Source organism: Ruegeria sp. HKCCA5763 (assembly GCF_013034545.1).
Lineage (GTDB): Bacteria > Pseudomonadota > Alphaproteobacteria > Rhodobacterales > Rhodobacteraceae > Ruegeria.
Genome location: NZ_WQGF01000003.1, coordinates 328,068 through 354,425 on the forward strand (window position 1 = coordinate 328,068; position 26,358 = coordinate 354,425).

At 57.2% G+C, this 26,358-nt stretch carries 27 protein-coding genes; 19 read left to right on the forward strand and 8 right to left on the reverse strand.

Features of this window, described 5'->3' with window-relative positions; translation table 11 throughout:
* Positions 1-87 precede the first annotated feature (87 nt).
* Positions 88-2,127, reverse strand: coding sequence for a DNA helicase RecQ (gene recQ, locus GOV89_RS08100; RefSeq protein WP_171178367.1), 2,040 nt, complete (start codon positions 2,125-2,127; stop codon positions 88-90).
* A 78-nt stretch (positions 2,128-2,205) separates the two neighbouring features.
* Positions 2,206-2,493 (reverse strand): YggT family protein, encoded by a 288-nt coding sequence (locus GOV89_RS08105; protein WP_171178365.1) that lies wholly within the window; start codon positions 2,491-2,493, stop codon positions 2,206-2,208.
* 127 nt (positions 2,494-2,620) lie between these two features.
* Here GOV89_RS08105 and GOV89_RS08110 point away from each other — a divergent pair, with 127 nt between their 5' ends.
* The 10 genes from GOV89_RS08110 (at position 2,621) to smpB (ending at position 10,832) form a co-directional block, all read left to right on the forward strand.
* Complete coding sequence (locus GOV89_RS08110) at positions 2,621-3,988, forward strand: MFS transporter (protein WP_171178363.1); 1,368 nt, start codon at positions 2,621-2,623, stop codon at positions 3,986-3,988.
* Positions 3,985-4,848, forward strand: coding sequence for a penicillin-insensitive murein endopeptidase (mepA, locus tag GOV89_RS08115; protein WP_171178361.1), 864 nt, complete (start codon positions 3,985-3,987; stop codon positions 4,846-4,848). The genes GOV89_RS08110 and mepA overlap by 4 nt, the downstream gene beginning before the upstream one ends.
* Positions 4,821-5,705 carry an esterase-like activity of phytase family protein gene (locus GOV89_RS08120; protein ID WP_171178359.1) on the forward strand — a complete coding sequence of 295 codons (885 nt, stop codon included), beginning with the start codon at positions 4,821-4,823 and terminating at the stop codon, positions 5,703-5,705. The genes mepA and GOV89_RS08120 overlap by 28 nt, the downstream gene beginning before the upstream one ends.
* A gap of 91 nt (positions 5,706-5,796) precedes the next feature.
* On the forward strand, positions 5,797-6,444 hold the full coding sequence (locus GOV89_RS08125) for a queuosine precursor transporter (protein WP_171178357.1): 648 nt from the start codon (positions 5,797-5,799) through the stop codon (positions 6,442-6,444).
* A 263-nt stretch (positions 6,445-6,707) separates the two neighbouring features.
* Positions 6,708-7,127: an alternative ribosome rescue aminoacyl-tRNA hydrolase ArfB gene (gene arfB / locus GOV89_RS08130; protein ID WP_171178355.1), complete on the forward strand. Its 420-nt coding sequence runs from the start codon at positions 6,708-6,710 to the stop codon at positions 7,125-7,127.
* Between the two features lie 57 nt (positions 7,128-7,184).
* Positions 7,185-7,931, forward strand: coding sequence for an SDR family oxidoreductase (locus tag GOV89_RS08135; RefSeq protein WP_171178353.1), 747 nt, complete (start codon positions 7,185-7,187; stop codon positions 7,929-7,931).
* 81 nt (positions 7,932-8,012) lie between these two features.
* The gene (locus GOV89_RS08140; RefSeq protein WP_171237932.1) at positions 8,013-9,029 is read left to right on the forward strand and encodes a P1 family peptidase; all 1,017 of its coding nucleotides are present in this window, start codon (positions 8,013-8,015) and stop codon (positions 9,027-9,029) included.
* A 113-nt stretch (positions 9,030-9,142) separates the two neighbouring features.
* On the forward strand, positions 9,143-9,556 hold the full coding sequence (locus GOV89_RS08145) for a cytochrome c family protein (RefSeq protein ID WP_171093120.1): 414 nt from the start codon (positions 9,143-9,145) through the stop codon (positions 9,554-9,556).
* Between the two features lie 198 nt (positions 9,557-9,754).
* Positions 9,755-10,297 carry an isopentenyl-diphosphate Delta-isomerase gene (gene idi / locus GOV89_RS08150; RefSeq protein WP_171234754.1) on the forward strand — a complete coding sequence of 181 codons (543 nt, stop codon included), beginning with the start codon at positions 9,755-9,757 and terminating at the stop codon, positions 10,295-10,297.
* Positions 10,298-10,355: 58 nt separating this feature from the next.
* Entirely contained in the window at positions 10,356-10,832 is a 477-nt protein-coding gene (gene smpB, locus GOV89_RS08155) for an SsrA-binding protein SmpB (RefSeq protein ID WP_171178347.1), read from the forward strand.
* On the opposite strand, the gene glpK is transcribed toward smpB, so the two are convergent.
* The 3 genes from glpK to panB form a co-directional block, all read right to left on the reverse strand.
* Positions 10,829-12,307, reverse strand: coding sequence for a glycerol kinase GlpK (gene glpK, locus GOV89_RS08160; RefSeq protein ID WP_171178345.1), 1,479 nt, complete (start codon positions 12,305-12,307; stop codon positions 10,829-10,831). The two genes, smpB and glpK, sit on opposite strands and share 4 nt — an antisense overlap.
* 69 nt (positions 12,308-12,376) lie before the next feature.
* Positions 12,377-13,228 carry a pantoate--beta-alanine ligase gene (gene panC / locus GOV89_RS08165; protein ID WP_171178343.1) on the reverse strand — a complete coding sequence of 284 codons (852 nt, stop codon included), beginning with the start codon at positions 13,226-13,228 and terminating at the stop codon, positions 12,377-12,379.
* Complete coding sequence (gene panB, locus GOV89_RS08170; RefSeq protein ID WP_171237933.1) at positions 13,225-14,064, reverse strand: 3-methyl-2-oxobutanoate hydroxymethyltransferase; 840 nt, start codon at positions 14,062-14,064, stop codon at positions 13,225-13,227. The genes panC and panB overlap by 4 nt, the downstream gene beginning before the upstream one ends.
* A 170-nt stretch (positions 14,065-14,234) precedes the next feature.
* Here panB and GOV89_RS08175 point away from each other — a divergent pair, with 170 nt between their 5' ends.
* The 6 genes from GOV89_RS08175 (at position 14,235) to GOV89_RS08200 (ending at position 21,736) form a co-directional block, all read left to right on the forward strand.
* Complete coding sequence (locus GOV89_RS08175; protein ID WP_171178340.1) at positions 14,235-15,722, forward strand: ABC transporter substrate-binding protein; 1,488 nt, start codon at positions 14,235-14,237, stop codon at positions 15,720-15,722.
* 62 nt (positions 15,723-15,784) lie between these two features.
* Positions 15,785-16,855, forward strand: a complete 1,071-nt coding sequence (locus GOV89_RS08180) for a hypothetical protein (protein WP_171093137.1) — start codon at positions 15,785-15,787, stop codon at positions 16,853-16,855.
* Positions 16,856-16,895: 40 nt separating this feature from the next.
* Positions 16,896-17,843 carry an ABC transporter permease gene (locus GOV89_RS08185; RefSeq protein ID WP_171237934.1) on the forward strand — a complete coding sequence of 316 codons (948 nt, stop codon included), beginning with the start codon at positions 16,896-16,898 and terminating at the stop codon, positions 17,841-17,843.
* A complete protein-coding gene (locus tag GOV89_RS08190) occupies positions 17,840-18,655 on the forward strand; it encodes an ABC transporter permease (protein ID WP_171178336.1) in 816 nt (271 codons plus the stop codon). The genes GOV89_RS08185 and GOV89_RS08190 overlap by 4 nt, the downstream gene beginning before the upstream one ends.
* Positions 18,652-20,250 carry an ABC transporter ATP-binding protein gene (locus GOV89_RS08195; protein ID WP_171178334.1) on the forward strand — a complete coding sequence of 533 codons (1,599 nt, stop codon included), beginning with the start codon at positions 18,652-18,654 and terminating at the stop codon, positions 20,248-20,250. The genes GOV89_RS08190 and GOV89_RS08195 overlap by 4 nt, the downstream gene beginning before the upstream one ends.
* Positions 20,251-20,272: 22 nt before the next feature.
* Complete coding sequence (locus GOV89_RS08200) at positions 20,273-21,736, forward strand: aldehyde dehydrogenase family protein (protein ID WP_171178332.1); 1,464 nt, start codon at positions 20,273-20,275, stop codon at positions 21,734-21,736.
* On the opposite strand, the gene pncB is transcribed toward GOV89_RS08200, so the two are convergent.
* Positions 21,733-23,025 carry a nicotinate phosphoribosyltransferase gene (gene pncB, locus GOV89_RS08205; protein WP_171178330.1) on the reverse strand — a complete coding sequence of 431 codons (1,293 nt, stop codon included), beginning with the start codon at positions 23,023-23,025 and terminating at the stop codon, positions 21,733-21,735. The genes GOV89_RS08200 and pncB overlap by 4 nt on opposite strands.
* A 164-nt stretch (positions 23,026-23,189) precedes the next feature.
* On the opposite strand from pncB, the gene GOV89_RS08210 reads away from it, so the two are divergent.
* A complete protein-coding gene (locus GOV89_RS08210) occupies positions 23,190-23,723 on the forward strand; it encodes a hypothetical protein (RefSeq protein WP_171237935.1) in 534 nt (177 codons plus the stop codon).
* Here GOV89_RS08210 and pncA read toward each other — a convergent pair.
* Complete coding sequence (pncA, locus tag GOV89_RS08215) at positions 23,720-24,313, reverse strand: bifunctional nicotinamidase/pyrazinamidase (RefSeq protein ID WP_171178325.1); 594 nt, start codon at positions 24,311-24,313, stop codon at positions 23,720-23,722. The two genes, GOV89_RS08210 and pncA, sit on opposite strands and share 4 nt — an antisense overlap.
* Before the next feature lie 96 nt (positions 24,314-24,409).
* On the opposite strand from pncA, the gene GOV89_RS08220 reads away from it, so the two are divergent.
* Together GOV89_RS08220 and GOV89_RS08225 are read left to right on the forward strand one after the other, a co-directional pair.
* A complete protein-coding gene (locus GOV89_RS08220; protein WP_171178323.1) occupies positions 24,410-25,315 on the forward strand; it encodes a rhodanese-related sulfurtransferase in 906 nt (301 codons plus the stop codon).
* Positions 25,316-25,380: 65 nt separating this feature from the next.
* The gene (locus GOV89_RS08225; RefSeq protein WP_171237936.1) at positions 25,381-25,893 is read left to right on the forward strand and encodes a potassium channel family protein; all 513 of its coding nucleotides are present in this window, start codon (positions 25,381-25,383) and stop codon (positions 25,891-25,893) included.
* Positions 25,894-25,896: 3 nt separating this feature from the next.
* Here the strand turns inward: GOV89_RS08225 and GOV89_RS08230 are convergent, their stop codons facing one another.
* Positions 25,897-26,226 carry a hypothetical protein gene (locus GOV89_RS08230; protein ID WP_171178319.1) on the reverse strand — a complete coding sequence of 110 codons (330 nt, stop codon included), beginning with the start codon at positions 26,224-26,226 and terminating at the stop codon, positions 25,897-25,899.
* Positions 26,227-26,358 lie beyond the last annotated feature (132 nt).

Consider the following 26,358-nt stretch of genomic DNA (forward strand, 5'->3'; position numbering starts at 1 on the left):
CGTGTTACCAAAAGAGCATTTGTCGAAAGGCGCGGTCGACCATAGGGAGAGGCAGTGTCTTTTGACACGATTGAAACGTAAAACGAACTAGCCCGCCTCACGCAGCACGTCCAGAAAGGCAGCGCCAAACCTTTCGTGACGTCGATCACCCAGCACCGTCTCGATCCCGCGTGGGTCATCGGGGCGCATTTGCGCCACCTTTGCCAGTTGCGAGGCAGAACAGGTCAGTGGCTTATCAATCCCCTCGGGACCACGCGACAACTGAGATTGCACTTCGAGTAAACGGTCATAGATCTCACCCTGATCGCGCCCGGCCAGTTTGCGCCGCGCAGGGTGAACGGCCTCGACCGCGCCTACAATGACTTCAAGGAAAGTGTCGCCATAGCGTTCCAACTTCTTGGCACCAACGCCGCCAATTCGAGCCATGTCATCCAGTGTTGTGGGTCGGTTTTCAGCCATTTCGATCAAAGTGCGGTCTGGGAAGATGACATAGGCCGGCACGCGCGCAGACTCAGCCAGTGCTCGGCGTTTCGCTTTAAGTGCCGACAGCAGCGGAGCGTCTTCTTCGGATACCATGGCTTTCACTGCGGGTCGGCGCGTGGCTTTTCGGATCGTATCTTTGCGCAGATTAATCTGCGCCTCGCCTTTCAGGATCGGCTTGGCAGCTTCGGTCATGCGCAATGCACCGTGGCGCTCTGGATCTGGGCGGACCAGATCATGCCCCATCATCTGCCGGAAAATCGCCTGCCACTGAGGGCGCGACCAGTCTTTGCCGATGCCCCAAGTGGACAGATCGTCGTGACGACGCGCGCGGATTTTGTCGGTCTCGTTCCCCAGCAGAATATCGATCAGATGGCCCGCGCCAAACCATTCCTCGGTGCGCAGGATACAGGAAAGGGCCATACGGACGGGGGTGGTGCCGTCGAAGACCTCGGGCGGGGTGTCGCACAGGTCGCATTTGCCACAGGGCGCAGCCTGTTCACCAAAATAGTCCAGTAAGGTTTGACGACGGCATTCCAGCGCTTCGGCCAAGCCCAACAAAGCATTCAGCCTGGCATGATCTGCCATGCGACGCTCGGGCGGGGCCAGCCCCTCGTCGATCTGCGATCGCCGAAGGCGGATATCGTCAGGGCCGAACAGGGTAAGCGTTTCGGCAGGGCCTCCGTCACGGCCCGCGCGCCCTATTTCCTGATAATAGGCCTCGATGGATTTGGGCAGGTCAGCATGGGCCACCCAACGGATATCGGGTTTGTCGATGCCCATGCCAAAGGCCACGGTGGCCACAACTATAAGACCGTCCTCGCGGGCGAAGCGGGTTTCGACGATGCGACGATCCTCGGGGTCCATGCCACCGTGATAGTGGCAGGCTGTGTGCCCTTCGTCGCGCAGAGCCTTAGCCAACACTTCGGTCTTGTTGCGGGTGCCGCAATAGACGATGCCGGATTGGGTTTTGCGTGCGGCTGCAAAATCGAGGATCTGTTTGCGCGGCCCGTCCTTGGCAGCAAAGGCCAGATGGATGTTAGGCCGATCAAAACCCCGCAGAAACTTGCGCGGTTCGATGCCGTCGAACAATTTCTCGACAATCTCATCCTGCGTTTCCGCATCCGCCGTGGCGGTGAAAGCGGCGAGGGGGACATCCAGCGCGCGCCGAAGTTCACCGATCCGCAGGTAATCTGGACGAAAATCGTGACCCCATTGGCTGACGCAATGCGCCTCGTCCACGGCGATCAGGCTGACATTGATCCGGCGCAGCATGCCCAACGCCGACCCGGCGGCCAGACGTTCAGGCGCCATGTAAAGCAGTTTAAGCCGCCCAGCCTCCAAGGCTTCCCACACCGCGTCGGTCTCTTCGGGTGTGTTGCCCGAGGTCAGTGCCCCGGCTTCAACCCCGGCTTCCTGCAGTCCGCGCACCTGATCACGCATCAAGGCGATCAGTGGTGAAATCACCACCGTCACCCCGTCGCGCAGCAAGGCAGGAAGTTGATAACACAGGGATTTCCCGCCCCCGGTCGGCATGATCGCAAGCACGTTTTCGCCGGCGGTCACGGAATCGACAATCTCTTCCTGTCCGGGGCGGAAGTCATCGAATCCAAAGACATCTCGCAGCAGGGGTGCGGAGTCGAACATCTGCGGGGTTGCCCTGTTTTAAGGTTTGTCTGCTCTTAAGACAGGACAATCACATACTAAGATTTGGTGAACAAGAGGTCAGTAGAAATAGGGTGCATTGTTGATCAGGATGATCCGCAGCGCATAGACCCCGATCAGGACCACCAAAGGTGTTAGATCCAGCCCGCCCATATTGGGCAGGATGCGACGGATGGGGCCGTAAATAGGCTCTAATATGCGGTTCAACCCGTACCAGATTTGCGCAACCAGTTGCTGGTGCAAGTTGAGCACCTGAAAGTTTATCAGCCAGCTCATGATCACATGGGCCAGAATGATGAACCAGACAACGTCCAGGATCAGCAGCAGGATTTGGATCAGCGACAGCATGGGTTCTCCGTTTTCTTGTTCGCCGAGACCTAAGCACCACAGCGGCAAAGAGCAAGTGCCTGACACTCAACGCTTGCGAATTGAACCAAACCCCCGTCTTATAAACACAACAATAACAGAGGCAGAAATGGCAGAGATTTCCAAACGCAAGCGCATCTGGGGCTGGTGGTTCTTTGACTGGGCCAGCCAGCCGTATCACACGCTGTTGGTCACCTTTGTCTTTGGCCCATATTTTGCCGGGGTGGCAGCCGGGTATTACGCGAACAGTGGGCTGAATGCCGAAGCCGCAGCCGCGCAGGCACAGACGGTCTGGGCGAACTGTTTGACGATCACAGGGTTGATCATTGCCTTTGGCGCGCCTTTGCTGGGGGCGATGGCGGATGTGTCAGGACGGCGCATTCCGTGGATCTTTGCGTTTTCGGTTATGTACGCGGTTGGATCCGGTGCGTTGTGGTACACGATGCCCGATGGCTCGAACATGTGGCTGATGCTGTCGGCCTTTGGGCTGGGTTTCGTGGGCGCGGAATATGCGCTGATCTTTATCAATTCCCAGCTACCTGATTTGGGCGACGACAGTGAAGTGGGCGAGATTTCGGGCTCGGGCTTTGCATTTGGCTATTTCGGCGGCCTGATCTCACTGGCGATCATGTTGGCGCTGTTTGTGGAACAGGCGAACGGCAAAACACTGATCGGGATGGAGCCTGCCTTGGGTCTAGATGCGGCGACCCGGGAAGGCACACGTTTTGTCGGCCCGTTTACGGCTGCTTGGTTCATTCTGTTTATGGTGCCCTACTTCCTGTGGGTGCGCGATGACGCACCAAGTGAAAAAACGGGCAGTGTGGGTGAAGCGCTGCGGCTACTGGCGAAATCAGTGTCTAACCTGCGTCATCGCGTCAGTCTGGCCAGCTACCTCGGTTCGTCGATGTTCTACCGCGATGCGCTGAACGGGCTTTACAGTTTTGGCGGTGTTTATGCGCGGCTCGTGCTTGAGTGGGATTTGATCAAGATCGGCGTCTTCGGGATTGTCAGCGTTTTGGCAGCGGCGGCATTTTCCTGGTTCGGCGGCAAGCTGGACAAGAAATACGGCCCCAAACCCGTGATCATCGTTGCGATCTGGGTTCTGATATTCGTATGCGCCACTGTGGTCATGATGGATCGGACGCAAATCTACGGCATCCAGCTCGAAGAAGGGTCAAGCTTGCCGGATATCGTTTTCTTCGGCTGCGGTGTGTTGATCGGTGGTATGGGCGGTATTCTGCAATCGGCCAGTCGCTCGATGATGGTACGCCACACAGATCCGGAGACGCCGGTCGAAAGCTTTGGTCTCTATGGCCTGTCAGGGCGCGCGACTGCTTTTGCTGCACCGTTGATGATCGGGATTGCAACAACCGCAACCGGCAGTGCGCGTCTGGGGGTGTCACCGATCATTCTGTTGTTTATTCTAGGGCTATTCCTGATGCGCTGGGTCAGACCGGAAGGGGATCAGAGCAGATGATTATACAGCGTTTTTTGATAATTTTGGCCGCGCTTACTATTGCGAGCACAGCGGCGGCAGAGCCTCTGGCAAAGCAGTTGTTTGGGGCACAAAAGGTCAGTTCACAACAAAAAGCAGCAGCCTTCGGCAGTTATTCGCGCGGATGCGCTGCCGGTTCGGTGCAATTGCCGGAAACCGGACCAACGTGGCAGGCCATGCGCCTGTCTCGGAACCGCAATTGGGGGCACCCAGAGGCGATTGATTACGTGAAGGACCTCAGCAAGTTTGCGGCGCGACAGCCGGGTTGGAATGGTCTCTATATCGGGGATATCAGCCAGCCACGGGGTGGTCCGATGACGTCGGGCCATCGGTCTCATCAGTTGGGTCTGGATATCGATATCTGGATGCTGCCGGGCAACAACATGCGCCTCAGCCGCAAAGCGCGCGAGAATATCTCGTCCATTTCGTTGCGACGCGCGAACGGTGCCTTTGTAAACGGGAATTGGACGAAACAGCACCATGCAGTTTTGCGCGAGGCCGCAAAAGACAAGCGCGTTGCGCGCATCTTCGTGTTTCCCGGTGCCAAGGTGCAGATGTGCAACGACGAAAAAGGCAACCGTGCCTACCTGCGCAAGATCAGACCATGGTGGGGGCATCATTATCATTTTCACGTCCGTCTGAAATGCCCCCGAGGGTCGAAAGGCTGCGTCAACCAGGACCCGCCACCCAAGGGCGATGGCTGCGCACAGGCGCAGGAATGGGTAAACAACATCCTCAATCCGCCGCCACCTGATCCAAACGCCCCAGCCCCCAAGAAACGCCGGGAGTATGTTCTGGCCGATTTACCACAACAATGCGCAGCTGTTTTGCAATCCAACTAACCGCCTTTCTGTTTGTGGCTACGGCAGTCGCCGCGGTCGAGATCAAGGCAGCCACTTATCTGCACAGCTTCGAGTGGCGTGATCCGGCAACCTGGTTCGGGGGGTTCTCGGCATTGCAGGTTTCGGATGATGGTCAGCAAATTCTGGTGCTGAGCGACCGGGCCAGGATGGCGACCGCGCAAATAGAACGGGACAGTGATCGGATCACCAACATTCGTGTTTTGGATCAGTGGCGGATCTTATCCAGCCAAGGGCACATCATGAAGGGTGGTGTCGGCGACTCCGAAGGGCTCGCATTGGCGCCAAGTGGTGGAGTTTACATCTCGTTCGAAGGGGTGCACCGGGTCGCGTATTATGCAGCACGGGGGGCAAGGTCGCGAGTTTTGCCTCGGTTGCCCGAGTTTGACGACCTCGCCGACAACGGGTCGTTCGAAGGTCTTGCCATTGATGCACGCGGCTGGCTTTACACGATCCCGGAAAAAGACCGTACCGCTGACGGGGACATCCCGGTTTACCGATGGAATGGCGATGCATGGTCGATCCCATTTGTATTGCCACAACGCGCGGGTTTCAAACCAGTCGGCGCTGATTTCGGCCCGGACGGGAAGTTTTACCTGCTGGAGCGTAAGCTTGGATTCATCGGGTTCCGCTCTCGGCTGCGTCGATGGGAGGTGACGGATGACGTTCTCAGCGCCGAAGAAACCCTGTTCGAAACCGCAGCAGGCATACATGACAATCTCGAAGGGGTGTCAGTCTGGCGCGACGGTCAAGGCCGTTTGCGGGCTACGATGATCTCGGATGACAACTTTTTGGCCCTGCAGCGGACCGAATTGGTGGAATATCTGCTGCCCGATTGACTCGGGGCCTCCAAGGGTCTAAACGCACGGCTTGCCTTGGGACGGTCCCTTGGCCAAGTCGCCGCTACCTTGTCAAAACGGGCATCAAAACATGCAACGCGCTTACATTCCCGGCATCATTGCCATGGCCACCATTGTTGTGGCCTCAAACATCCTGGTCCAGTTTCTGATCCTTGACGGTCTGTTGACCTGGGGTGCTTTCACCTATCCGCTGGCTTTTCTGGTCACGGACATCATGAACCGCGTCTATGGCGTGGGACCAGCCCGCAAAGTCGTGTTCGCCGGGTTTGTCACCGGCATCATTTGTTCGCTGATCGGCAGCCAGATCATGCTGCAAGGCGACGGGTTTGAATACGCCGCCGTTCCACTGCGGATCGCAGTCGCCTCGGGCACAGCCTTCCTGATCGCGCAACTGACCGACGTCACAGTGTTCAACGCCATGCGCGGTGGCCGCTGGTGGCGCGCGCCTTTGGTATCGACACTGGTGGGCTCGGCGCTCGATACCGCCATCTTCTTCACTATCGCATTCTCGGCCTCTGTCACCTTCTTCGGAGCCAACGCCGACGCCGCAATCAACTGGGCGTGGGAGCCTGTGCCGTTCATGTTGTCCGGCCCGATGGCCCCGTTATGGGTGACGTTGGCTTTTGCGGACTGGCTGGTGAAGCTGTCGCTGGCGCTGATTGCTTTGATCCCGTTCAAAGTCATTGTTGCCCGGCTGACCGCCGCACAGCCTGCGTAAAAAAGTGCTTTGAGAATGGCGCATATTGTGTCAGGCTCAAAGTTAACCGCAACAGATAGAAAAGGAGGTGATCCAGTGTCAAGAAAGAGATTGGAGAGAGGTGTCGGAACAACCGGGGGGAAAGCCTGCTAGGGCAGCCCTTGGCGGAGCGCTCGCTCCGGCTGGTCGATTGATCTAACCGACCCGACCTCCTGAACTTTCGAAGGGCCGTCCCAAAGGGGCGGCCCTTTCTGTTTCCATCCGTGCCCTGTAAGGTCCGGCCCATGTTGCGCATCACCGACGATATCATCCTGCAAGACTGGGAAATGACCGAAAGCTTCGTACGCTCTTCCGGTCCCGGTGGGCAGAACGTCAACAAAGTCTCGACCGCAGTTGAACTGCGGTTCGAAGCCGCGCGCTCTCCCTCTTTGCCGGATCCGGTCAAGAGCCGCTTGAAACGACTGGCCGGGCGGCGCTGGACCAAAGAGGGCGCAATCATCATCCAATGTGAAGAAACCCGTTCTCAGGCGCGTAACCGTGACATTGCACGCGCACGGCTGGCCGAACTGATCACCCGTGCGCTCGTTAAACCCAAACGGCGCATCGCAACCAAGCCGACCTATGGGTCGGTCAAGCGCAGGTTGGCGGCCAAGAAGGCGCGCGGCGACGTTAAAACACTGCGGGGCAAGGTCTCGGAAGAATGATCTGGCATCTTTTCGATGCGTTGTTACTCTGCCCCTGACAGGCAGGAGGGTAATGCCATGAGGCTGGAGGGAAAAACCGCAATCGTAACCGGTGGCGCATCCGGGTTCGGCGCAGGGATCGTGCAAAAATTCCTCGAAGAAGGTGCGCGCGTCATGATTGCGGATATCAATGGCGAAGCGGCGCTGGATCTTGCAAACACCCTGGGTGAACAGGCAATCGGACACCAGGTTGACGTTGCAGACGGCGCGTCGGTTCAAGCCATGGCAGATACCGCAAGGCGTCAGTTCGAAAATCTGGACATTCTGGTGAACAATGCAGGTGTCACGCATTTGCCGACCCCGCTCGAAGATGTCGCCGAAGACGATTTCGACCGACTGTTCAATGTAAACATGAAATCGGTCTATCTGACCGCCCGCGCATTTGTCCCGGCGATGAAAGCGCGCGGGGCAGGTGCGATCCTGAACGTGGCCTCAACAGCTGGGTTATCCCCGCGTCCCAACCTGAACTGGTACAACGCCTCAAAAGGCTGGATGATCACGGCAACCAAGACCATGGCTGTTGAACTCGCCCCGACCGGTGTACGTGTAAACGCGATCTGTCCTGTGGCCGGAGAAACACCGCTGCTGAAATCCTTCATGGGCGAAGACACGCCCGAGATTCGCGCCAAATTCCTGTCGACCATCCCGCTGGGCCGCTTCTCCACACCGGAAGACATGGCCAATGCTGCCTGTTTCCTCTGCTCGGACGAGGCCAGCATGATCACGGGTACAGCGCTTGAGGTTGACGGTGGCCGCTGCATCTGATCCGCTCTTCATCTGGCCAAAAATACCTCCGCCGGAGGCAGCGCGCTTGCGCGCTTTTCGGCCTGAACATCGAAGCAAAAAATGACCCCCGGACCCAAAAACTTGATCACCGATATCCCCGGCCTGATGGTCGGCAACGCGCAGGACGACACGCTGAAATCCGGCGCGACAGTCTTGACGGCGCAGGCTCCGTTTGTGGCTTCGGTCCATGTGATGGGGGGCGCACCCGGGACGCGCGAAACCGATCTTCTTGCACCAGACAAAGCCGTGACACATGTGGATGCGATTGTATTGTCTGGCGGCTCTGCCTTTGGCTTGGATGCCTGTTCCGGCGTCTCAGACGGGCTGCGCAAAAGGGGGCGGGGTTATCCGGTCGGCGACGTCACTGTGCCCATAGTTCCGGGCGCGATCCTGTTTGACCTGCTCAACGGTGGTGACAAAAACTGGGAGGACAACCCCTATCGTGCCCTGGGTCGCACAGCGTTCGAGGTGGCTTCGGACCGCTTCGATCTCGGTTCAGTAGGTGCGGGAACCGGAGCTTTGGCTGCGATGCAAAAGGGCGGGCTGGGCTCTGCTTCGTTAATTCTGGACAGTGGCATCACTGTTGGCGCGCTGGTTGCAGCCAATCCGTTGGGCAGTTTGACCACACCGGGTGATCAACATTTCTGGGCGGCACCTTTTGAAATCGGCAACGAATTTGGCGGTTTAGGGCCTGATACCAATGCCGCTCTTGGTACTCCGCAAGCAAGCCTCAAGGCGCAGGCGATGAAATCTGCAGACCCGGCTAAGACAAATACGACCATTGCCATCGTCGCAACCGATGCAGCCTTGACCAAGCCCCAATGTCAGAGGATGGCCGTTGCCGCCCATGACGGCATTGCGCGTGCGATTGTGCCCGCCCACACACCGGGCGACGGCGATCTGGTTTTTGCCGCCAGCACCGGTGTTCGACCCTTATCAACCGAAGCTGAACTGGGGCGCATCGGTCATGCAGGTTCGGTTTGTCTGGCGCGGGCTATTGCGCGGGCGGTGTACCTGGCGACTCCGGCAGCGGGCGACCTTTTGCCGTGCTGGTCCGAGGTACATGACATAAGTTAAGGACATCCCTTTTGTCGCAGTGGCACAGTAAGCCCGCGCGGCAATCTGCGCGTTGACTCTTTTTTGCGCCGAAGGTCCATTCGGTGCAGCCATTTTGTATCGGAGCACAAGCTATGAATCGCATCCTCGCTACCGCAATTGTCGGCCTTCTGGCACTGCCCGCCTATGCTGAAGGCGATGCCGAAGCCGGCAAGAAAGCCTTCAACAAATGCAAGTCCTGCCACCTGATCGCTGACCCGGAAGGTGAAGTGATTGTCAAAGGCGGTAAGACTGGGCCCAACCTGTATGGAATCGCGGGCCGCACGGCTGGGACATATGAAGGCTTCAAATACGGTGACAGCATCGTTGCCGCAGGGGAAAAAGGCCTGGTTTGGGACGAGACGACCTTTGTCGAATACTCGCAAGATCCCAAAGCATTCCTGAAATCTTATCTGGATGACACTGCTGCCAAGTCGAAAATGACCTTCAAGCTGAAAAAAGGTGCTGAAGACGTCTATGCCTATATCGTCAGCGTTTCAGGCGAATAAGCCTTAACGCACGGTGCTAAAGCACATGGACTAAAGGCCGCAGCCCCTGCGGCCTTTGGTGCGATTGATACCCAAGTGAATAGAAGCCACTTTGGTACTGACGGGAGATGTCAAATCGCGTCGTACAGCCAGCCTGTTCAGATGGCAGCTAAATTCAAACCAGCGCCGGGCAGACGGATTGGCAACGGGAGAGGACAGATGGGAATTATGATCCCGGCCTGGGTCGATGGCCAATTGACCCCTGTGGACAAGCTCGAAGCGCACGAAAAAGGGCTCAAGCACAAGGCTGTGTCCGTGTTTGTTGTTCGCGGAACGGAAATTCTGCTGCAACGTCGCGCAATGGGCAAATACCACACGCCCGGCCTTTGGGCGAACACCTGCTGCACGCATCCGGATTGGGATGAAAGCTCGTCAACCTGTGCCGTGCGACGTCTGCGCGAAGAACTTGGGATAACGGGTCTTTATCCAGAATACCGGCACCGTCTGGAGTACCATGCAGATGTGGGCAACAACATGGTCGAGAACGAAGTTGTCGACGTCTTTCTGGCCCATGTTCGCGGCCCACTGAAAATCGAGCCTAACCCGGACGAAGTCATGGACATTCGCTGGATCGATTATCACGATCTTCTGGCCGAAGTGGCCCGCCATCCGGATCGTTTCACGCCATGGCTCAAGATCTATCTGCACAAATATGCTGACACGATTTTTGGCCCTGATCTGATCATTTCTGCCAAATCGTGACGCAGTTGGGAAAACCCTGCCTTGCAAGGTCGGCGCAAGCCGCCTAAATCAACGCGTCATGGCCAAACAGAAGACAGACCCGAATTATAAGATAATCGCCGAAAACCGGCGCGCTCGCTTCGATTACGCGATCGAAGAGGATATCGAGTGCGGTATCGTCCTGGAAGGGTCCGAGGTCAAATCCCTGCGCGCAGGCGGGTCGAACATCGCCGAAAGCTACGCTTCGGTCGATGATGGAGAACTGTGGCTGATCAACAGCTACATCGCGCCCTACGAACAGGCCAAAGTGTTTAAGCACGAAGAACGCCGACGCCGCAAGCTGCTGGTGTCACGCAAGGAATTGTCGAACCTGTGGAATGCGACCCAGCGCAAAGGAATGACGCTGGTGCCGCTGGTTCTGTACTTCAACCACAAGGGCCGGGCCAAGCTGAAGATCGGGATCGCCAAGGGCAAGAAGATTCACGACAAGCGGGAAACTCAGGCCAAGCGGGATTGGTCACGTCAGAAACAGCGCTTGTTGAAAGACCACAGCTAGAACGCCATTGCGGCCTGTACGGCACGTTGCCAGCGGCCGTAAGTTGCGTCGCGTTCGTCTTGCGCTTGCGTCGGTTCAAAGCGACGGTCCAGCGCCCATGTTTCGGCAAAACCGGCCTGATCCGGAAAAATTCCGGCTTTCATCCCGGCCAGCCATGCAGCACCCAGCGCAGTTGTTTCCTGCATCACCGGACGGTCCACTGGTGCGCCAAGGCAGTTGGACAAACCTTGCATGGTCCAGTCAGAAGCGCTCATCCCGCCATCGACACGCAGAGTCACGTTGGTTTCGGCACCCCAGTCGCCTTGCATTGCATGCCACAAATCTCGTGTTTGAAAGGCAATGCTTTCCAGCGTGGCGCGAGCGATCTCGGCCCGACCCGAGTTGCGGGTCAGACCAAACATCGCACCACGGCAATCGGGTTTCCAATAGGGTGCACCCAGCCCAGTGAAGGCAGGCACCAGAATTACGTGTTGGTTCGGGTCCGCCCGCGTTGCCAGATCCCCGCTTTGAGGGGCCGACTCGATGATCTGTAGCGCGTCACGCAACCACTGCACCGCCGCCCCCGCGATAAAGATCGACCCTTCCAGCGCATAGGTGCGCTGACCGTCCAACTGATAGGCAATTGTCGTCAGCAGGCGATTTTTCGATTCAACTGGCTGTGCACCCGTGTTCAGAAGCGCAAAGCAGCCCGTGCCATAGGTCGATTTCATCATGCCGGGTTGGAAACATGCCTGCCCGATGGTGGCGGCTTGCTGGTCACCCGCAACGCCCAGAATGGGTATTTCGCCACCGAACTCCGCAGTGGAGCCAAAGTCCGAGGCGCAATCCCGCACTTCGGGCAAAAGGTTCAGCGGCACATCCAGCAGATCGCAGATCTCGGTACTCCATGTGCCTTTATGAATGTCAAACAACAGGGTGCGCGCGGCGTTGGTGGCGTCGGTGGCATGAACACGGCCCTGGGTCAGCCGCCAGATCAGGAAACTGTCGACAGTGCCGAACAGCAACTCTCCGGCTTCGGCCTTGTCGCGGGCGCCAGAGACGTTATCCAGCAACCATTTGACCTTCGTCCCCGAGAAATAGGGGTCCAGCAACAAGCCGGTTTGGGCCGTGACGTCATCCTCGCATCCGGCTTGTTTGTAGCGGGCGCAGATGTCGGCGGTGCGGCGGTCCTGCCAGACGATGGCGTTGTGGATCGCTTTGCCGGTGTGTTTGTCCCAGACGACGGTCGTCTCACGCTGGTTGGTGATCCCGATCCCGGCGATCTGTTTGGCGGAAATGCCGGTGGTCTCCATCACCTCGCGGCACACATGCAAAACGCTGGACCAGATATCCTCGGGGTCATGTTCAACCCAACCTTCCTGTGGGAAGTGCTGGGGAAACTCTTGTTGTGCGGTGCCTACCGGCTGCATTTGTGCGTCAAAAAGAATGGCGCGCGAGGATGTCGTGCCCTGATCGATTGCCAGAATATAGGTCATGTCCGCTCTCCCCCGGTCTCGTTTCGCGGGACTTTAGCGCAAACAACGGCGTAGGGGCCAGAGCAGAAATCAGGCTGAATCGACCGGGATATTGTCAATCAGACGGACGCCATCCGCCCATGCAGTGACGAACAGGCGGGCTGGCCTGTTGGCATTGGGCAGGCTTTCCAGCGTCTCGGCGCAGCGGAGATCAATGTATTCAACCTCGGAAAATCCGGCGGCCAGCAAGCGCGCTTTGGCATCTTGCGCCAAGGTTGCGAAATCACCGCCCTCCGCCAGGTTTTGGGCGACTTGTCGCATGACCTTGTGCATATGTTCCGCGATCTTCAACCCGTCAGATGAGAGCAGAAGGTTACGGGAAGACATTGCCAACCCTGAGGGTTCGCGCACGGTCGGGCAGCCAAAAACCTCAACGGGGATGTCCAAATCGCGCGCCATGCGGCGGACAACTAAAAGCTGCTGGTAGTCTTTTTCCCCGAAATAGGCTCGATCCGCTTGGGTTTGCAGAAACAGCTTGGCAACAACCGTGGCCACGCCCTCAAAGTGCCCCGGTCGGAAGGGGCCTTCCATCATGTCGGTCAGGCCAGAGACAGAAACCGTGGTGGAAAAGCCTTCAGGATAGACTTCCTGCGGGTCCGGCACATAGATCGCGTCCACCTCGTAGGGAGCCAGTTTTTTGGCGTCTTCATGTTCAGTGCGGGGGTAATTTGCCAGATCCTCGGGTTTGTTGAACTGCTTGGGGTTCACAAAGATCGTCACGATGACCCGGTCGCAGCCTTCTTTCGCGGCCTGTGCCAGCGATAAATGCCCCTCGTGCAGCGCACCCATGGTGGGAACCACGCCGATCATTTCGTCATCGCGGTGCCATTCGGTGGTTTTGGCGCGCAGTTCGGCCAGAGACCGCAAAATCGGTGCTGTCATGCCTTAGGTCCTTTGGTCGGAGCCTGGTCGGAAAAGACATGTTCGTCTGCCGGGAAGGTCCTTGCACGCACGTCGGCGGCGTATTCTGCTATGGCAGCTTCGGCCAGTGGGCCGAGCTCGGCATAGCGTTTGACGAACTTGGGTTTGAAGGCGGTGAAAAAGCCAACCATGTCGTCCACGACCAGAATTTGCCCGTCACATCCAGCCGAGGCACCGATGCCGATGGTCGGAATCGCAACCTCTTCGGTGATTTGGTCGGCCAACTTTTGTGGAACTTTCTCTAGAACGACTGAAAACGCACCAGCCGAGGCCACGGCATGGGCATCGGCCATGACTGCTTCTGCCTGTCCGTCACGGCCCTGTACCTTGTAGCCACCCAGCGTGTTGATCGATTGCGGGGTCAGACCGATATGGGCCATCACCGGAATACCACGCTTGACCAGAAATCGGATGGTTTCTGCCATTTCAACACCACCTTCCAGCTTCACGGCCCCAGCACCTGTTTCTGCCATAAGGCGCGCGGCATTGCGGAAGGCATCGGCTGGAGAATGCTCATAGCTGCCAAAGGGCATGTCTATGACCATCATGGCCTTGTCCAGACCGCGCGCGACGGCCTGCCCATGCAGGATCATCATCTCCATCGTGACGCCAAGGGTAGATTCCAGGCCGTGCAGCACCATGCCAACGCTGTCACCCACCAGAACAAAGTCGCAATGCGCATCCATCAGACGTGCCATGGGCGTGGTATAGGCGGTCAGCGAGACCAGAGGCGCGCCACCTTTTCGGGCGCGAATATCCTCGGCATTCGGGGCTTTCTTGCGGGCGGTGGCGCTCATGTGTCGCTCCTGCAGGTATTATGTTGCAGTGCGGCATAGCAGACCGGATAGGTCCAAAGAAACCCCGGTTGCGCGAACATTCCCTTGATTGACCTCAGGTTTACAGGAAAACTGTTGATAAAACGGCCCTGAAATCAAGGGCACAACCAGTTTCAGTAGGGAGAGTTCACATGACAAAATTCATGTTCAGGACGTTTGCGTCGACCCTGGCGGTGGGCGTTGGTCTGCTTGCCACGCAGGCTTTTGCCAAATCGGACATCACCATCGCGATGCAGCTTGAACCCCCGCATCTGGACCCCACCAGCGCGGCGGCGCAGGCCATTGACTCGGTGGTCTATACAAACATTTTCGAAGGACTGACCCGGTTCATGGGCGATGGCTCGGTCGTGCCCGGCCTAGCTGAAAGCTGGGAGATTTCTGACGATGGTATGGTTTATACCTTCAGACTGCGCGATGGTGTGACCTTCCATGACGGCACAACTATGGACGCCGAGGACGTCAAGTTCACCCTTGATCGCGCCACCGCCGAAGACAGCGCGAACGCCCAGAAGGCATTGTTTGCTGGGATTGAAAGCGTTGAGGTTGTCGATCCGCTGACTGTCAAAGTCACTCTTTCGGAACCGAACGGAAATTTCCTGTTCAACCTGGCTTGGGGGGATGCGGTCATTGTCGCGCCCGACAGCATCGAAAACATCAAGACCAACCCAGTTGGCACCGGGGCATACACCTTTGGCAACTGGGTTCAGGGCGACAGCATCACGCTGAACCGCAACCGCGACTATTGGGGCGATCAGCCCACGTTAGAGACTGCTACATTCAAGTTTATCTCGGATCCAACCGCCGCTTTTGCGGCCATGATGGCCGAGGATGTGGACGTATTTGACAACTTCCCTGCGCCGGAAAACCTGCCGCAATTCGACGCCGATCCGCGCTTTCAGGTTCTGGTTGGTACAACCGAGGGTGAGACGATCCTGTCCACCAACAACAAACAGCCGCCGTTTGACGACATTCTTGTCCGGCAGGCCATGGCTCATGCCATCGACCGGCAGGCGATTATCGATGGTGCGATGTTCGGCTATGGCACGCCGATTGGAACCCATTTTGCACCGCATCATCCGGCCTATGTCGATTTGACTGGTGAGTCTGCCTATGACCCGGAACAGGCAAAGGCGCTGCTTGCCGAGGCCGGTTTTGAGAATGGGTTCGAAACTACGCTTCACCTGCCGCCGCCGTCTTATGCACGCCGGGGCGGTGAGATCGTTGCCGCGCAACTGGCCGAGGTCGGCATTACGGCCGAGATCATCAATGTCGAATGGGCGCAATGGCTGGAATCGGTGTTCCGGGGCAAGGATTTTGGCCTGACGATTGTCAGCCACACCGAACCCATGGATATCGGAATTTATGCGCGGCCAGATTATTACTTTCAGTATGAAAGCACTGATTTTCAGGCGCTGATGGATACTTTGAACGCCACCACTGATCCCGATGAACGCACACGACTGCTGGGTGAGGCCCAGCGTCTGATCTCCACCGATTATGTAAACGGCTATCTGTTCCAATTGGCCAAGCTGGGCGTCGCAAAGGCCGGTGTGCAAGGATTGTGGGCAAACGCACCCACTGCGGCGATCGACCTGACACAGATCAGTTGGTCTGAATGATACCTATGCCGGGGCTGTCTAGCGCGGCCCCGGTGTTACGCTCTTTTCGGGTGTCTCTTGTTATGTTCGTGTTTCGTAGTTTTTACCTTCTGTTGCTAGCCATTGGCCTTGTGTCGAATGCGCCGAACATCGCTGCGGCGCAAAACGCGTTGGGTGGGCGGTTGGATGCCTTGACTGGCACACCGGAGAACCCGCTTGAGGTGGGCATAGGCATCCGCATCGACCAGATCACCAGCGTCGACCAAAAGGCGGAAAACTATGGCGCTGTCGTGGTTTTACGGGTCGAATGGACGGATCCCGCGATGGTTTTTGATCAAGCCGAGATCGGGCGCGAGATCCGAGTATTCAGCCCGCCGGATCTGGCGGATCATGCCGCCGACATCGGTACCGTTTTGCCCGCCTTCGTCATCCACAACCAGCAGTCCAACAAGTGGATACACGAATCTGCGGCATCCCTGCGGTATGACGGGCATGTGGTTTATGTCGAGAAATCCTCGCTGACATTACAGGCACCGCATTTTGATTTCCGTAAATACCCGTTCGATACGCAGGAGTTTCACTTCGAAGTCGTATCAATCTTTCCCTCTGACTACGTGAAATACCGCCCGCTCGAGGACTATTCGGGACTTGGCGATCTGTTGGGCGAAGAAGAGTGGATTTTGGACAATGCACGTCTGGAAGCAACCAAGGTCACAGGTTTGTCCGGCAGAGAAAGCGATCAGGTCGCGCTTGTCTTCGAAGGCAACCGGCACCTGACCTACTACGTCATTCGGGTATTCTTGCCGATGCTGGTTCTGATTTCGGTCGGCTGGGCGCTGTTCTTCCTTGATGAATACCGCCGCAGGATCGAGATTGCGGGCGGCAATCTGCTGGTCTTTGTTGCATTCAACTGGGCGATCTCGGCAGATTTGCCAAAGCTTGGATATCTAACCTTTCTGGATTTTGTTCTGCAATGCATGTTCCTGATGACCGGGGCCTTGATTGTGTTCAATGTGGCGTTGCGGAAACTCAAAGTGTCCGGGAAAGAAGGCGCGGCGCGGACGCTGGACAATTACGCGATCAAGTGGATCTATCCTTTGGGCTATGCCGCAATCGTGGCCTACGCGGTTTTCGCCTACCTTCTGGTGCCTTAGATGCTGGACCCGTGCCTGATGTGACCCTAACGTGGTGCCAATGCTCCGCTATGCCCTTAAACGCCTGATTTCGCTGTTGATCAGCCTGGCTGTCGCCTCGGTCGTCATCTTTGCGGTGATCGAGGTCGCGCCGGGCGATCCGGCCTCGTTCATGCTGGGCGTGAACGCGCAAGAGGATACACTTGCCGCGTTGCGGGCTGAACTGGGCCTGGACGGGTCAAAAGTGCACCGGTATCTCAACTGGGTCGGCGGAATGCTGGTGGGGGATTTTGGCACGTCCTACACGTACCGCACGCCGGTGTCCCAGATGATCGCAGACCGGCTATGGGTATCGCTGCCGCTGGCACTTTACGCGCTGACACTGTCAACTTTGATCGCGTTTCCCGCCGGAATCTACGCCGCCGCCCGCCGGGGCAAGCCGGGGGATCTGGCGGTAATGGGCGCCACTCAGTTGGGCATTGCCGTGCCCAATTTCTGGTTTGCGATGATGCTTGTGCTGATCTTCGCCATCAACCTGCGCTGGTTCAACGCGGGCGGGTTTGTCGGTTGGGGCAACGGCGTATGGGCCGGATTGCATTCGCTGACCCTGCCCGCAATCGCACTGGCCTTGCCACAGGCGGCTATCCTCGCTCGCGTTATGCGGTCAGCCTTGCTGGATATTTTGGGTGAGGACTTTATGCGCACTGCCCGGGCCAAGGGGTTGTCCCGCCGTCAGGCGCTTTGGCGGCACGGGGTGCGAAATGCGCTGATCCCGGTGCTCACCATCATCGGCCTGCAGTTCTCCTTTCTGCTGGCCGGGTCGATCATTATCGAACAGGTATTCTACCTGCCGGGCCTTGGTCGTTTGGTGTTTCAGGCCATCTCGGCCCGTGATCTCATCGTGGTTGAATCGGTGGTCATGTTGCTGGTCTTTGCCGTGATCACCGTGAATTTTCTGGTCGATCTGGCTTATGCCGCCGTCGATCCGAGGCTGAGGAGCAGGACATGAGCCGCAACCTGTTCCTGGGCACTTTTTTGTCTTCACTGGTGGTTTTGGCCGCGCTGATTTCGTTTGTCTGGACCCCCTATGATTATTCAGCACTGAGCATTCCAGAGAAGCTGCAGCCCCCAAATGCGCAGCACTGGTTCGGTACGGATCACTTCGGGCGTGACATGTTTTCGATGATCATGGTCGGTGCGCGCACGTCCATTGCGGTGGCTTTGGTGGCTGTGGGGATCGGTATGGCGCTGGGCGTCCCCCTTGGCCTGACAGCCGCAGCCCGCAAAGGATCATGGTTGGATGAGGTCATCATGCGTGGTAACGATCTGGTTTTTGCCTTCCCCTCACTGGTCATCGCGATCCTCATCACCGCCGTGTTTGGAGCCGGAGCGATCAACGCCATCATTGCCATCGGTATTTTCAACATCCCCGTTTTTGCCCGCATCACCCGAGGTGCGGCCCTGTCGCTGTGGGAGCGCGAGTTCATCCTTGCCGCTCGCGTTTCGGGAAAAGGGGCGGCGCGGATATCGGTCGAGCATATCCTGCCCAATGTCGCCAACTTGTTGATCGTGCAGGGCACCATCCAATTCAGCCTAGGTATTTTGGCTGAGGCCGGTCTTTCCTACGTCGGACTGGGGGCGCAGCCGCCCACGCCAAGTTGGGGCAGAATGCTGGCGGATGCGCAGACAATGGTCAGTTTTGCCCCGCATTTGGCTCTGATTCCAGGCGTGGCGATCATCGTCACCGTCTTGGGCCTGAACCTGTTGGGCGACGGGTTGCGGGATTGGCTGGATCCACGGATCAGGGTGGCGCGGGCATGAGTTTGTTGCGCATCAAGAACCTGTCACTCTCGATCCATGGGACATCGATCCTGAAACAGATCGACCTGTCCATCGATCACGGTCAGATCGTCGCCGTGACGGGTGAGAGCGGTTCGGGTAAATCCATGACGGCCTTGGCAGTGATGCAGTTGCTTCCGAACGGTGCAGAGGTAGACGGCACGGTCCAACTGGAGGGCGAAGATCTGCTGATCCGGTCCGAGGCCGAGATGTGTGCATTGCGCGGCGCATCCATCGGGATGGTGTTTCAGGAGCCGATGACAGCGCTCAACCCCGTTAAAACCATTGGCGATCAGGTGATGGAAACGATCCTGATCCATAAGGCGATGCCTCTGGCTCAGGCTAGAGCAAGGGCAGAAGAGGTTCTGACCCGCGTCGGTTTGCCTGCCGATCGGTTCCCGTTGTCCCGCTATCCGCATGAGCTGTCTGGTGGGCAACGACAGCGTGTGGTGATCGCCATGGCCATTGCCTTGCGCCCCAAGCTGTTGATCGCGGACGAGCCGACAACGGCGCTGGATGTCACCACGCAGGCGCAGATCCTCGATTTGCTCAAGGGACTGGTGCGCGAATATGACATGGGTCTGTTGATGATCACCCATGATTTGGCTGTGGTCGCAGACATGGCTGACCAAATTACCGTCATGCGTCACGGGGAAGTGGTCGAAAGCGGCGCGACAAGTTACCTGTTACACAACATGCAGCATCCCTACACCCGGATGCTGTTTGAGGCATCCGGTCATCAGGTCACGCTGCCGAAACCGCCGCAGCCGCAGCCGTTACTGGAGGTGAGCCAGGTCGTGCGTGAGTATCGCCTGCCCCGTAAGGGCTTGTTTGACAGGCCGCGTCATCATCGGGCTGTGGATGGTGTAAGCTTTACCCTCAACCGAGGAGAACGTTTGGGGCTTGTGGGCGAGTCTGGCTGCGGAAAATCGACCCTAACACGGGCTATTTTGGGGTTGGAAGAGGTGCAATCGGGCCAGATTCGACTGGACGCGCAGCCTGTGTTCACAGGTCACAAACCCAACCTTGCGGTGCGCCGGAAGATGCAGGTGGTTTTCCAAGACCCCTTTGGCAGTTTCAACCCGCGCCACCGCGTGGCGCGTCTGATCACCGAACCCTTCCATCTGCTAGATACTCCGCCGACCGGATCGGACCGTCAGGATCGGATCGCTGAGATGCTGACAGCGGTCGGCCTCAGCCCGGATGACTCTGGTAAGTACATTCACGAATTCTCGGGCGGGCAGCGTCAGCGGATTGCCATCGCGCGGGCGCTGATCATCCGACCTGAATTGATCCTGTTTGACGAAGCTGTCTCGGCGTTGGACGTGTCGGTCCGAGCGCAAATCCTTGATCTGTTGGCCGAGCTTTGCGAAGCGTATGACCTGACTTATCTGTTCATCAGTCATGACCTGAGCGTTGTGCGCACCGTCACCGACCGAGTGTTGGTAATGCGGTCCGGTCAGATCGTTGAACAGGGCGAGACCGATAAGGTCTTTGAGGCACCACAACACCCCTACACACAAACTCTGATTGCAGCCGCACCCCGATTGCCAGAGATTGAGATGATATCGGCCTAATAACTGCTGATTAGAGCCTGAAATGGAGGCGAAATTGATCCAGAAGATATGGTTCGACCCCACGCTTTGTCTGATCGAGGGACGATGGAAACCTGCAGCCTCGGGTGGCACCCTGCCGCTCATCAACCCCTCGGACGGGACCGAAATCTGCCGGATCGCACGTGGTTCCGAACCAGATATCGACGCCGCAGTTCAAGCGGCTCAAACCGCCTTGCAGTGGGATTGGGGGCGTAAAACAGCGCTGGAGCGGGGGCGCATTCTAACGAGGCTGGGTCAGCTGGTGCTGGAGCGGGCCGACGATCTGGCGCAGCTTGAAGCTATGGATGTGGGTAAACCGCTGACGCAGGCGCGGGCTGACGCTGTCGCGCTGGCCAGATATTGCGAGTTCTATGGGGGTGCTGCGGACAAGGTGATGGGAGAGACCATCCCCTATCTTGATGGCTACACCGTTTATACACTGCGAGAACCGCATGGGGTGACGGGCCATATCGTGCCGTGGAACTACCCGATGCAGATCATTGGGCGTTCGGTTGGGGCGGCGCTAGCTATGGGCAATGCTTGCGTTCTGAAACCTGCAGAGGAAGCTTGTTTAACGGCACTGGCTTTTGCTCATCTGGCGCAACAGGCCGGTTTGCCAGCCGGCGCGTTAAACGTCGTGCCCGGTCTTGGATCCGAGGCAGGCGCGGCGCTGTCAGCACATCCGGGGGTGAACCATATTTCGTTCACCGGTTCGGTGGCCACGGGAGCCCTGGTGCAACAGGCAGCTGGCCGCAATGTGGTGCCTGTAACGCTGGAATTGGGCGGAAAATCCCCGCAACTGGTCTTTGACGATGCGGATCTGGATGCGGCGCTGCCGTTTTTGGTGAACGCGGGTATACAGAATGCAGGGCAAACCTGTTCGGCCTCGTCGCGTATTCTGGTGCAACGTGGGGTGTATGATCAGGTCAAGTCCCGCATGTCTGAGGCGTATGAACAACTGACCGTCGGGCCCGCAATTCAGGATATGCGTGTCGGGCCTTTGATCTCGGACCGGCAGAAACAGATCGTTAGCGGTTTTCTGGATAAAGGCGCGGATCTGACCATTGCCGCGCAGGGTCGTATCGTCCGTGAGGCACCTGAAACAGGTGCTTATGTCCGGCCCACCTTGTTTGCAGATGTATCGCCCGATCACGTGCTGGCCCGGGATGAGATTTTTGGCCCGGTTCAGGTTCTGATCCCGTTTGACACCGAAGAACAGGCTCTGACAATCGCAAACAGTACGGAATACGGCCTTGTCGCCAGCATCTGGACGCGCGACGGGGCACGCCAGATGCGGTTGGCGAAGGCGCTGCATTCAGGGCAGGTTTTTATCAACAACTACGGCGCTGGGGGCGGAGTTGAGTTGCCCTTTGGCGGTGTTGGGAAATCCGGCCACGGTCGTGAGAAGGGGTTCGAGGCCCTTTATGGGTTTTCACAGCTGAAGACGGTCGCAGCCTATCATGGCTAGACCACGACTTCGATCGCTTGTTGCGCACCCACTCCGAAAACGCGTTTGTAGCGCTCGATCTGATCTTTCGGTCCCATCGCCTTTTCCGGGTTGTCTGACAGTTTTACCGTCGGGCGCCCGTTGGCGGATACCGCTTTGCAGACCAATGAGAACGGTGCCAGCGCGTCATTGGGAACAAGTCCGCGAAAATCGTTGGTCAGCAAAGTGCCCCAGCCAAAGGAAATATTGGCGCGGCCAGCGAATTGTGCGTGCAGCTCCTGAATTTTTTCGACGTCCAGACCATCCGAGAAAATAATACGCTTTTGCGTCGGATCTTCACCGCGTGACTTCCACCACGCGATGGCGACTTCTGCCCCTGCCGCTGGATCCCCGCTGTCAATACGAATACCGGTCCACCCGGCCAGCCAATCGGGCGCATTGTCCAAAAAGCCTTTGGTGCCGTAAGTGTCGGGCAGAATGATGCGCAGGTTGCCGTCATGTTCGTCGTGCCAGTCGCTAAGGACGTCGTACGGCGCTTGGGCCAGTTCGGCGTCGGTGTCTGCCAACGCTGAATACACCATCGGCAATTCATGTGCGTTGGTGCCGATGGCCTCAACCTCGCGCCGCATGGCGATCAGACAGTTCGATGTGCCGGTAAAAGACGCGCCCAAGCCTTCGATCATCGCTTGCACGCACCAATCCTGCCATAGAAAGGAATGGCGCCGTCGCGTTCCAAAATCGGCGATGGTTAAACCTTCGACCGAACTCAGCCGTTCGATCTTTTCCCACACGCGCGTCATCGCGCGGGCATAGAGCACCTGCAATGCGAACCGTCGCATATCGTTGAGAACGGCGCGCGATCGCAGCTCCATCAACACCGCCAGCGCAGGGATTTCCCACAGCATGACCTCGTGCCATTTGCCTTCGAAGGTCAGCTCATACTGATCGCCTTTGCGCTCCAGATGATAGGGAGGAAGGCGCATGTTCTCGAACCATTCCATGAAATCGGAACGAAACATCTGACGTTTGCCATAGAACATATTGCCCCGCAGCCAGGTGCTTTCGCCCCGGCTCAGGCTGAGTGATCGGATGTGATCCAGCTGTTCCCGCAACTCTCCTTCGTCGATCAATTTCGCCAAAGGTACGTGATTCGACCGGTTAATCAGCGAAAACACGACGTTTGTTTGGGGCTTATTGCGAAACACTGACTGGCACATCAGCAGTTTGTAGAAATCTGTGTCGATCAAAGATCGTACAATTGGGTCAATCTGCCATTTGTGATTGTATACTCGGGTCGCGATGTCGACCATGGGGAACTCCTGCGATTTCCGTAGTTAGATCAATCGACAACGGGAATGGCAAGAGTCGCTGATTTGGTGACAATGCCAGTTTGACGTCACAATGCCGGCATATTGTGCATTGTTTTAACCGGTTAGTGAGAAGAGGGGATGGAAATACGGAACTGAGTTTGTGAATGGGTCTCGAGTACGATTTTGATATTGTTAACGTAGCACCGGATGATTTTGACCCCGAAATGCCGGGGGCTCAGAAGGGTGGGGTACGTCAAGTGCATGCGGTTTTCCGCGACATCAGAACTGCGGACGCTTTGCGGGGTACGTCTCCGAAAATCCGCAAGATGTTTCTGGATGCTGGTTTCAGCCTCGAGTCGCGCAACAGCGGCATCGTGCCTGGTGTTTTCCCGGCAGAAGATCAAACGGATCGGGTGCGGGTTCTCAGGTCACTTTTTGCCAACATTAAGACCGGTGGGCTCCGTGGGGAATATTGCGGCGAGTTCGACCTGATGGATTTCCTGAACTACGTGCGCACGGCGCAACCCATGGCTGGGATTGTTCGCGCGCGTCAGCCACGCACACCGCCGCCACAGAAACTCGCAGAGTCCAGCCCGAAGCGCCGGACTGTGCCCAGTCGCATCGGCTTGGCTTTGGGTTTGGCGGTTGTTTTGTTTGTGCTTATCAAGCTGCTGGCCGCAGCCGGGGGGGCGCCTTAGCCCAAGGTAACTCCTGCGTCGCGCATGGCGCGTTCCGCTGCCGCAAGTGAGCCATCCATATCAATTGCACGGCACGCATCCATTTGAACAGTGACATCGAACCCTAATTGTGCGGCATCCACGGCCGAATAGTGGACGCAGAAATCGGTTGCCAAACCAACCAGGGTCAAGCGGTTGACACCCCGGGTTTCCAAATACCCTTTTAAGCCCGTGGGTGTCTTGTGGTCGTTTTCAAAAAATGCCGAATAACTGTCTATCGCGCGCCGAAACCCTTTCCGCAGGATCAGATCGCCATCGACACGGAGATCAGGGTGAAATGCGGCCCCTTGCGATCCTTGAACGCAGTGATCGGGCCAAAGCACCTGAGGACCATAGGGCATGTCGATCAGATCGAACGGGTTTTTAGTATCATGTGAGCTGGCGAAAGAAGAATGCCCCGCCGGATGCCAATCTTGCGTCAGGATCACGGCGTCGAAATCGTCCATCATTGCATTGATCGGGGCGACGATTTCGTCCCCTCCGGCCACTGCCAGCGCTCCGCCGGGGCAGAAATCGTTCTGAACATCGATGACGAGCAGTGCATGGGTCATTGCGGCCTCCCTTGATTATCCTATCGGTAGGGATCACAGTACGAGGCGTCAATGCACTCCCTTGCGACTTTGGGTTTGCAAAGGTAAATCGCGCCTATGTACACAATCGCCGCTTTGTACCACTTTACCCGTTTCCCGGATCCCGCTGCGCTGCGTGATCCGCTGCTGAATCTGTGCCGAGAGCAATCTGTCACCGGCACTTTGCTGCTGGCGCAAGAAGGGATCAACGGCACCATCGCAGGTCCACGCGCCGGTATTGATGCGGTACTGGCGCATATCCGCGCTTTGCCAGGTTGCGCAGATCTCGAATGGAAAGAGGCGACCTCGGATCATCCGCCATTTGGCAAGATGAAGGTGCGACTGAAGAAAGAGATCGTGACCATGGGGCAGCCGGATGTCGACCCGCGCGCCCGCGTTGGCAACTATGTTGAGCCTCAAGAGTGGAACGACCTTATCCGCTCGGACGATGTTGTGGTGATTGATACGCGCAACGATTACGAAGTGGCGATTGGCACGTTTGAAGGCGCAATAGACCCTGAAACAGCCAGTTTTCGCGATTTTCCAGCGTGGTGGGCAGAAAACAAAGACCGCTTTCACAACAAACGCGTCGCCATGTTCTGTACCGGCGGTATCCGCTGCGAAAAATCCACCAATTATTTGCTGGGGCAAGGGGTGGAGGATGTCTATCACCTCAAAGGGGGCATCCTGCGGTATCTGGAAGAGACGCCCGCTGAAGACAGCACCTGGCAAGGTGAGTGTTTTGTGTTCGACAATCGCGTATCCGTCGGTCACGGCCTTGTTGAAGGGCCGCACATGCTTTGCCACGGTTGCCGCCGACCGATCTTGCCTGAGGACATGAAACGCCCGGAATACGAACATGGTGTTTCTTGCCACCAGTGCATCGATGAGACGTCCGAGGCAGATAAAATGCGCTTTCGCGAGCGGCAAAAGCAGATTCTGCTGGCGCGTGAACGGGGTGAGACGCATTTACGGCAGGATTGAATTCGGGTTGCAGGCCATTGCTTTAGGTCAGATGATCACCTGGAAATCAGCTTGAAGGGGCACTCATGCGCCGCAAACCCACAACACTGGAAGAGTGGAAGTCGACCTTTCTGGCGGCGTTGGGTTTGATTCTGGCAAGCTTTCTCGCCTGGTATGGCCTTTCTCGCCTGAGCGAAACGACCGCAGGTGACACGATCGGCACAATCGCTTCGGTTGGTCTGTTGATCTGGCTGGTGTCGCAGTCCTGGTACTACATGACCCAAGTGAAATCACCGCGAAGGCTTTTGTTCCTGATGGGGGTGTCTTTCATACAGGTGGTCCCGTTCCTGTTTGCTGCTGTATATGGCGCGTTTGGATACAACGATCATTGTGTCGTCGGTGCAAAAGGTCCGGGTGATATTCTGTATTTTTCGTATGTGACTTTTACGACGGTTGGATATGGCGACATGTCCCCAACCGGCCTGTGTCGCGGGCTTGCCGTGTCCGAAGCTGTGACAGGATACATCTTGCTGGGCATGTTTGTTGCAGCGGCAGTCGCGCTTTATGCGCGCAATCACAGTCATGAAGGCCCTAAGTAGGGTCTATTTGTTGTGATCGATCCAGCGCGACATCATCTTCTTGTCGCGAAAACACTCAGAAGGGATCGGGCGGCGCTTGCTGCGTGAAATCCGCTCGGCGAAGGCAACTTGCTTGCCTGTTGGGTAATTGTCGAATTGCGACGTGCTGCGCGGTTTGTGCGTTGAAATCCAATCCGAAAGCAGCTTTCGGTCACGTTGTGCCTCGACCGGTATCTCCAATGCTGACTTTTCGGCAATTGCGCGGGCATAGCGCATCTGCCGGTCTGTCACCGGAAGCAAATGGTAGTCGTTGCTGGGCCCGTTCAGGGCAGGTTGACGTGCGTGCTGGGCCATCGGTTTATCCTCTGACTATGTAGAACATAAATAGAACATTAGCCAAAAATTTCAAGGTTTGGGGGTAAAGTCGGCACGTTCCCGCCGCTGGAATGAGTTTATTGACTGATCAATCAATAATCTTTAGGGCCG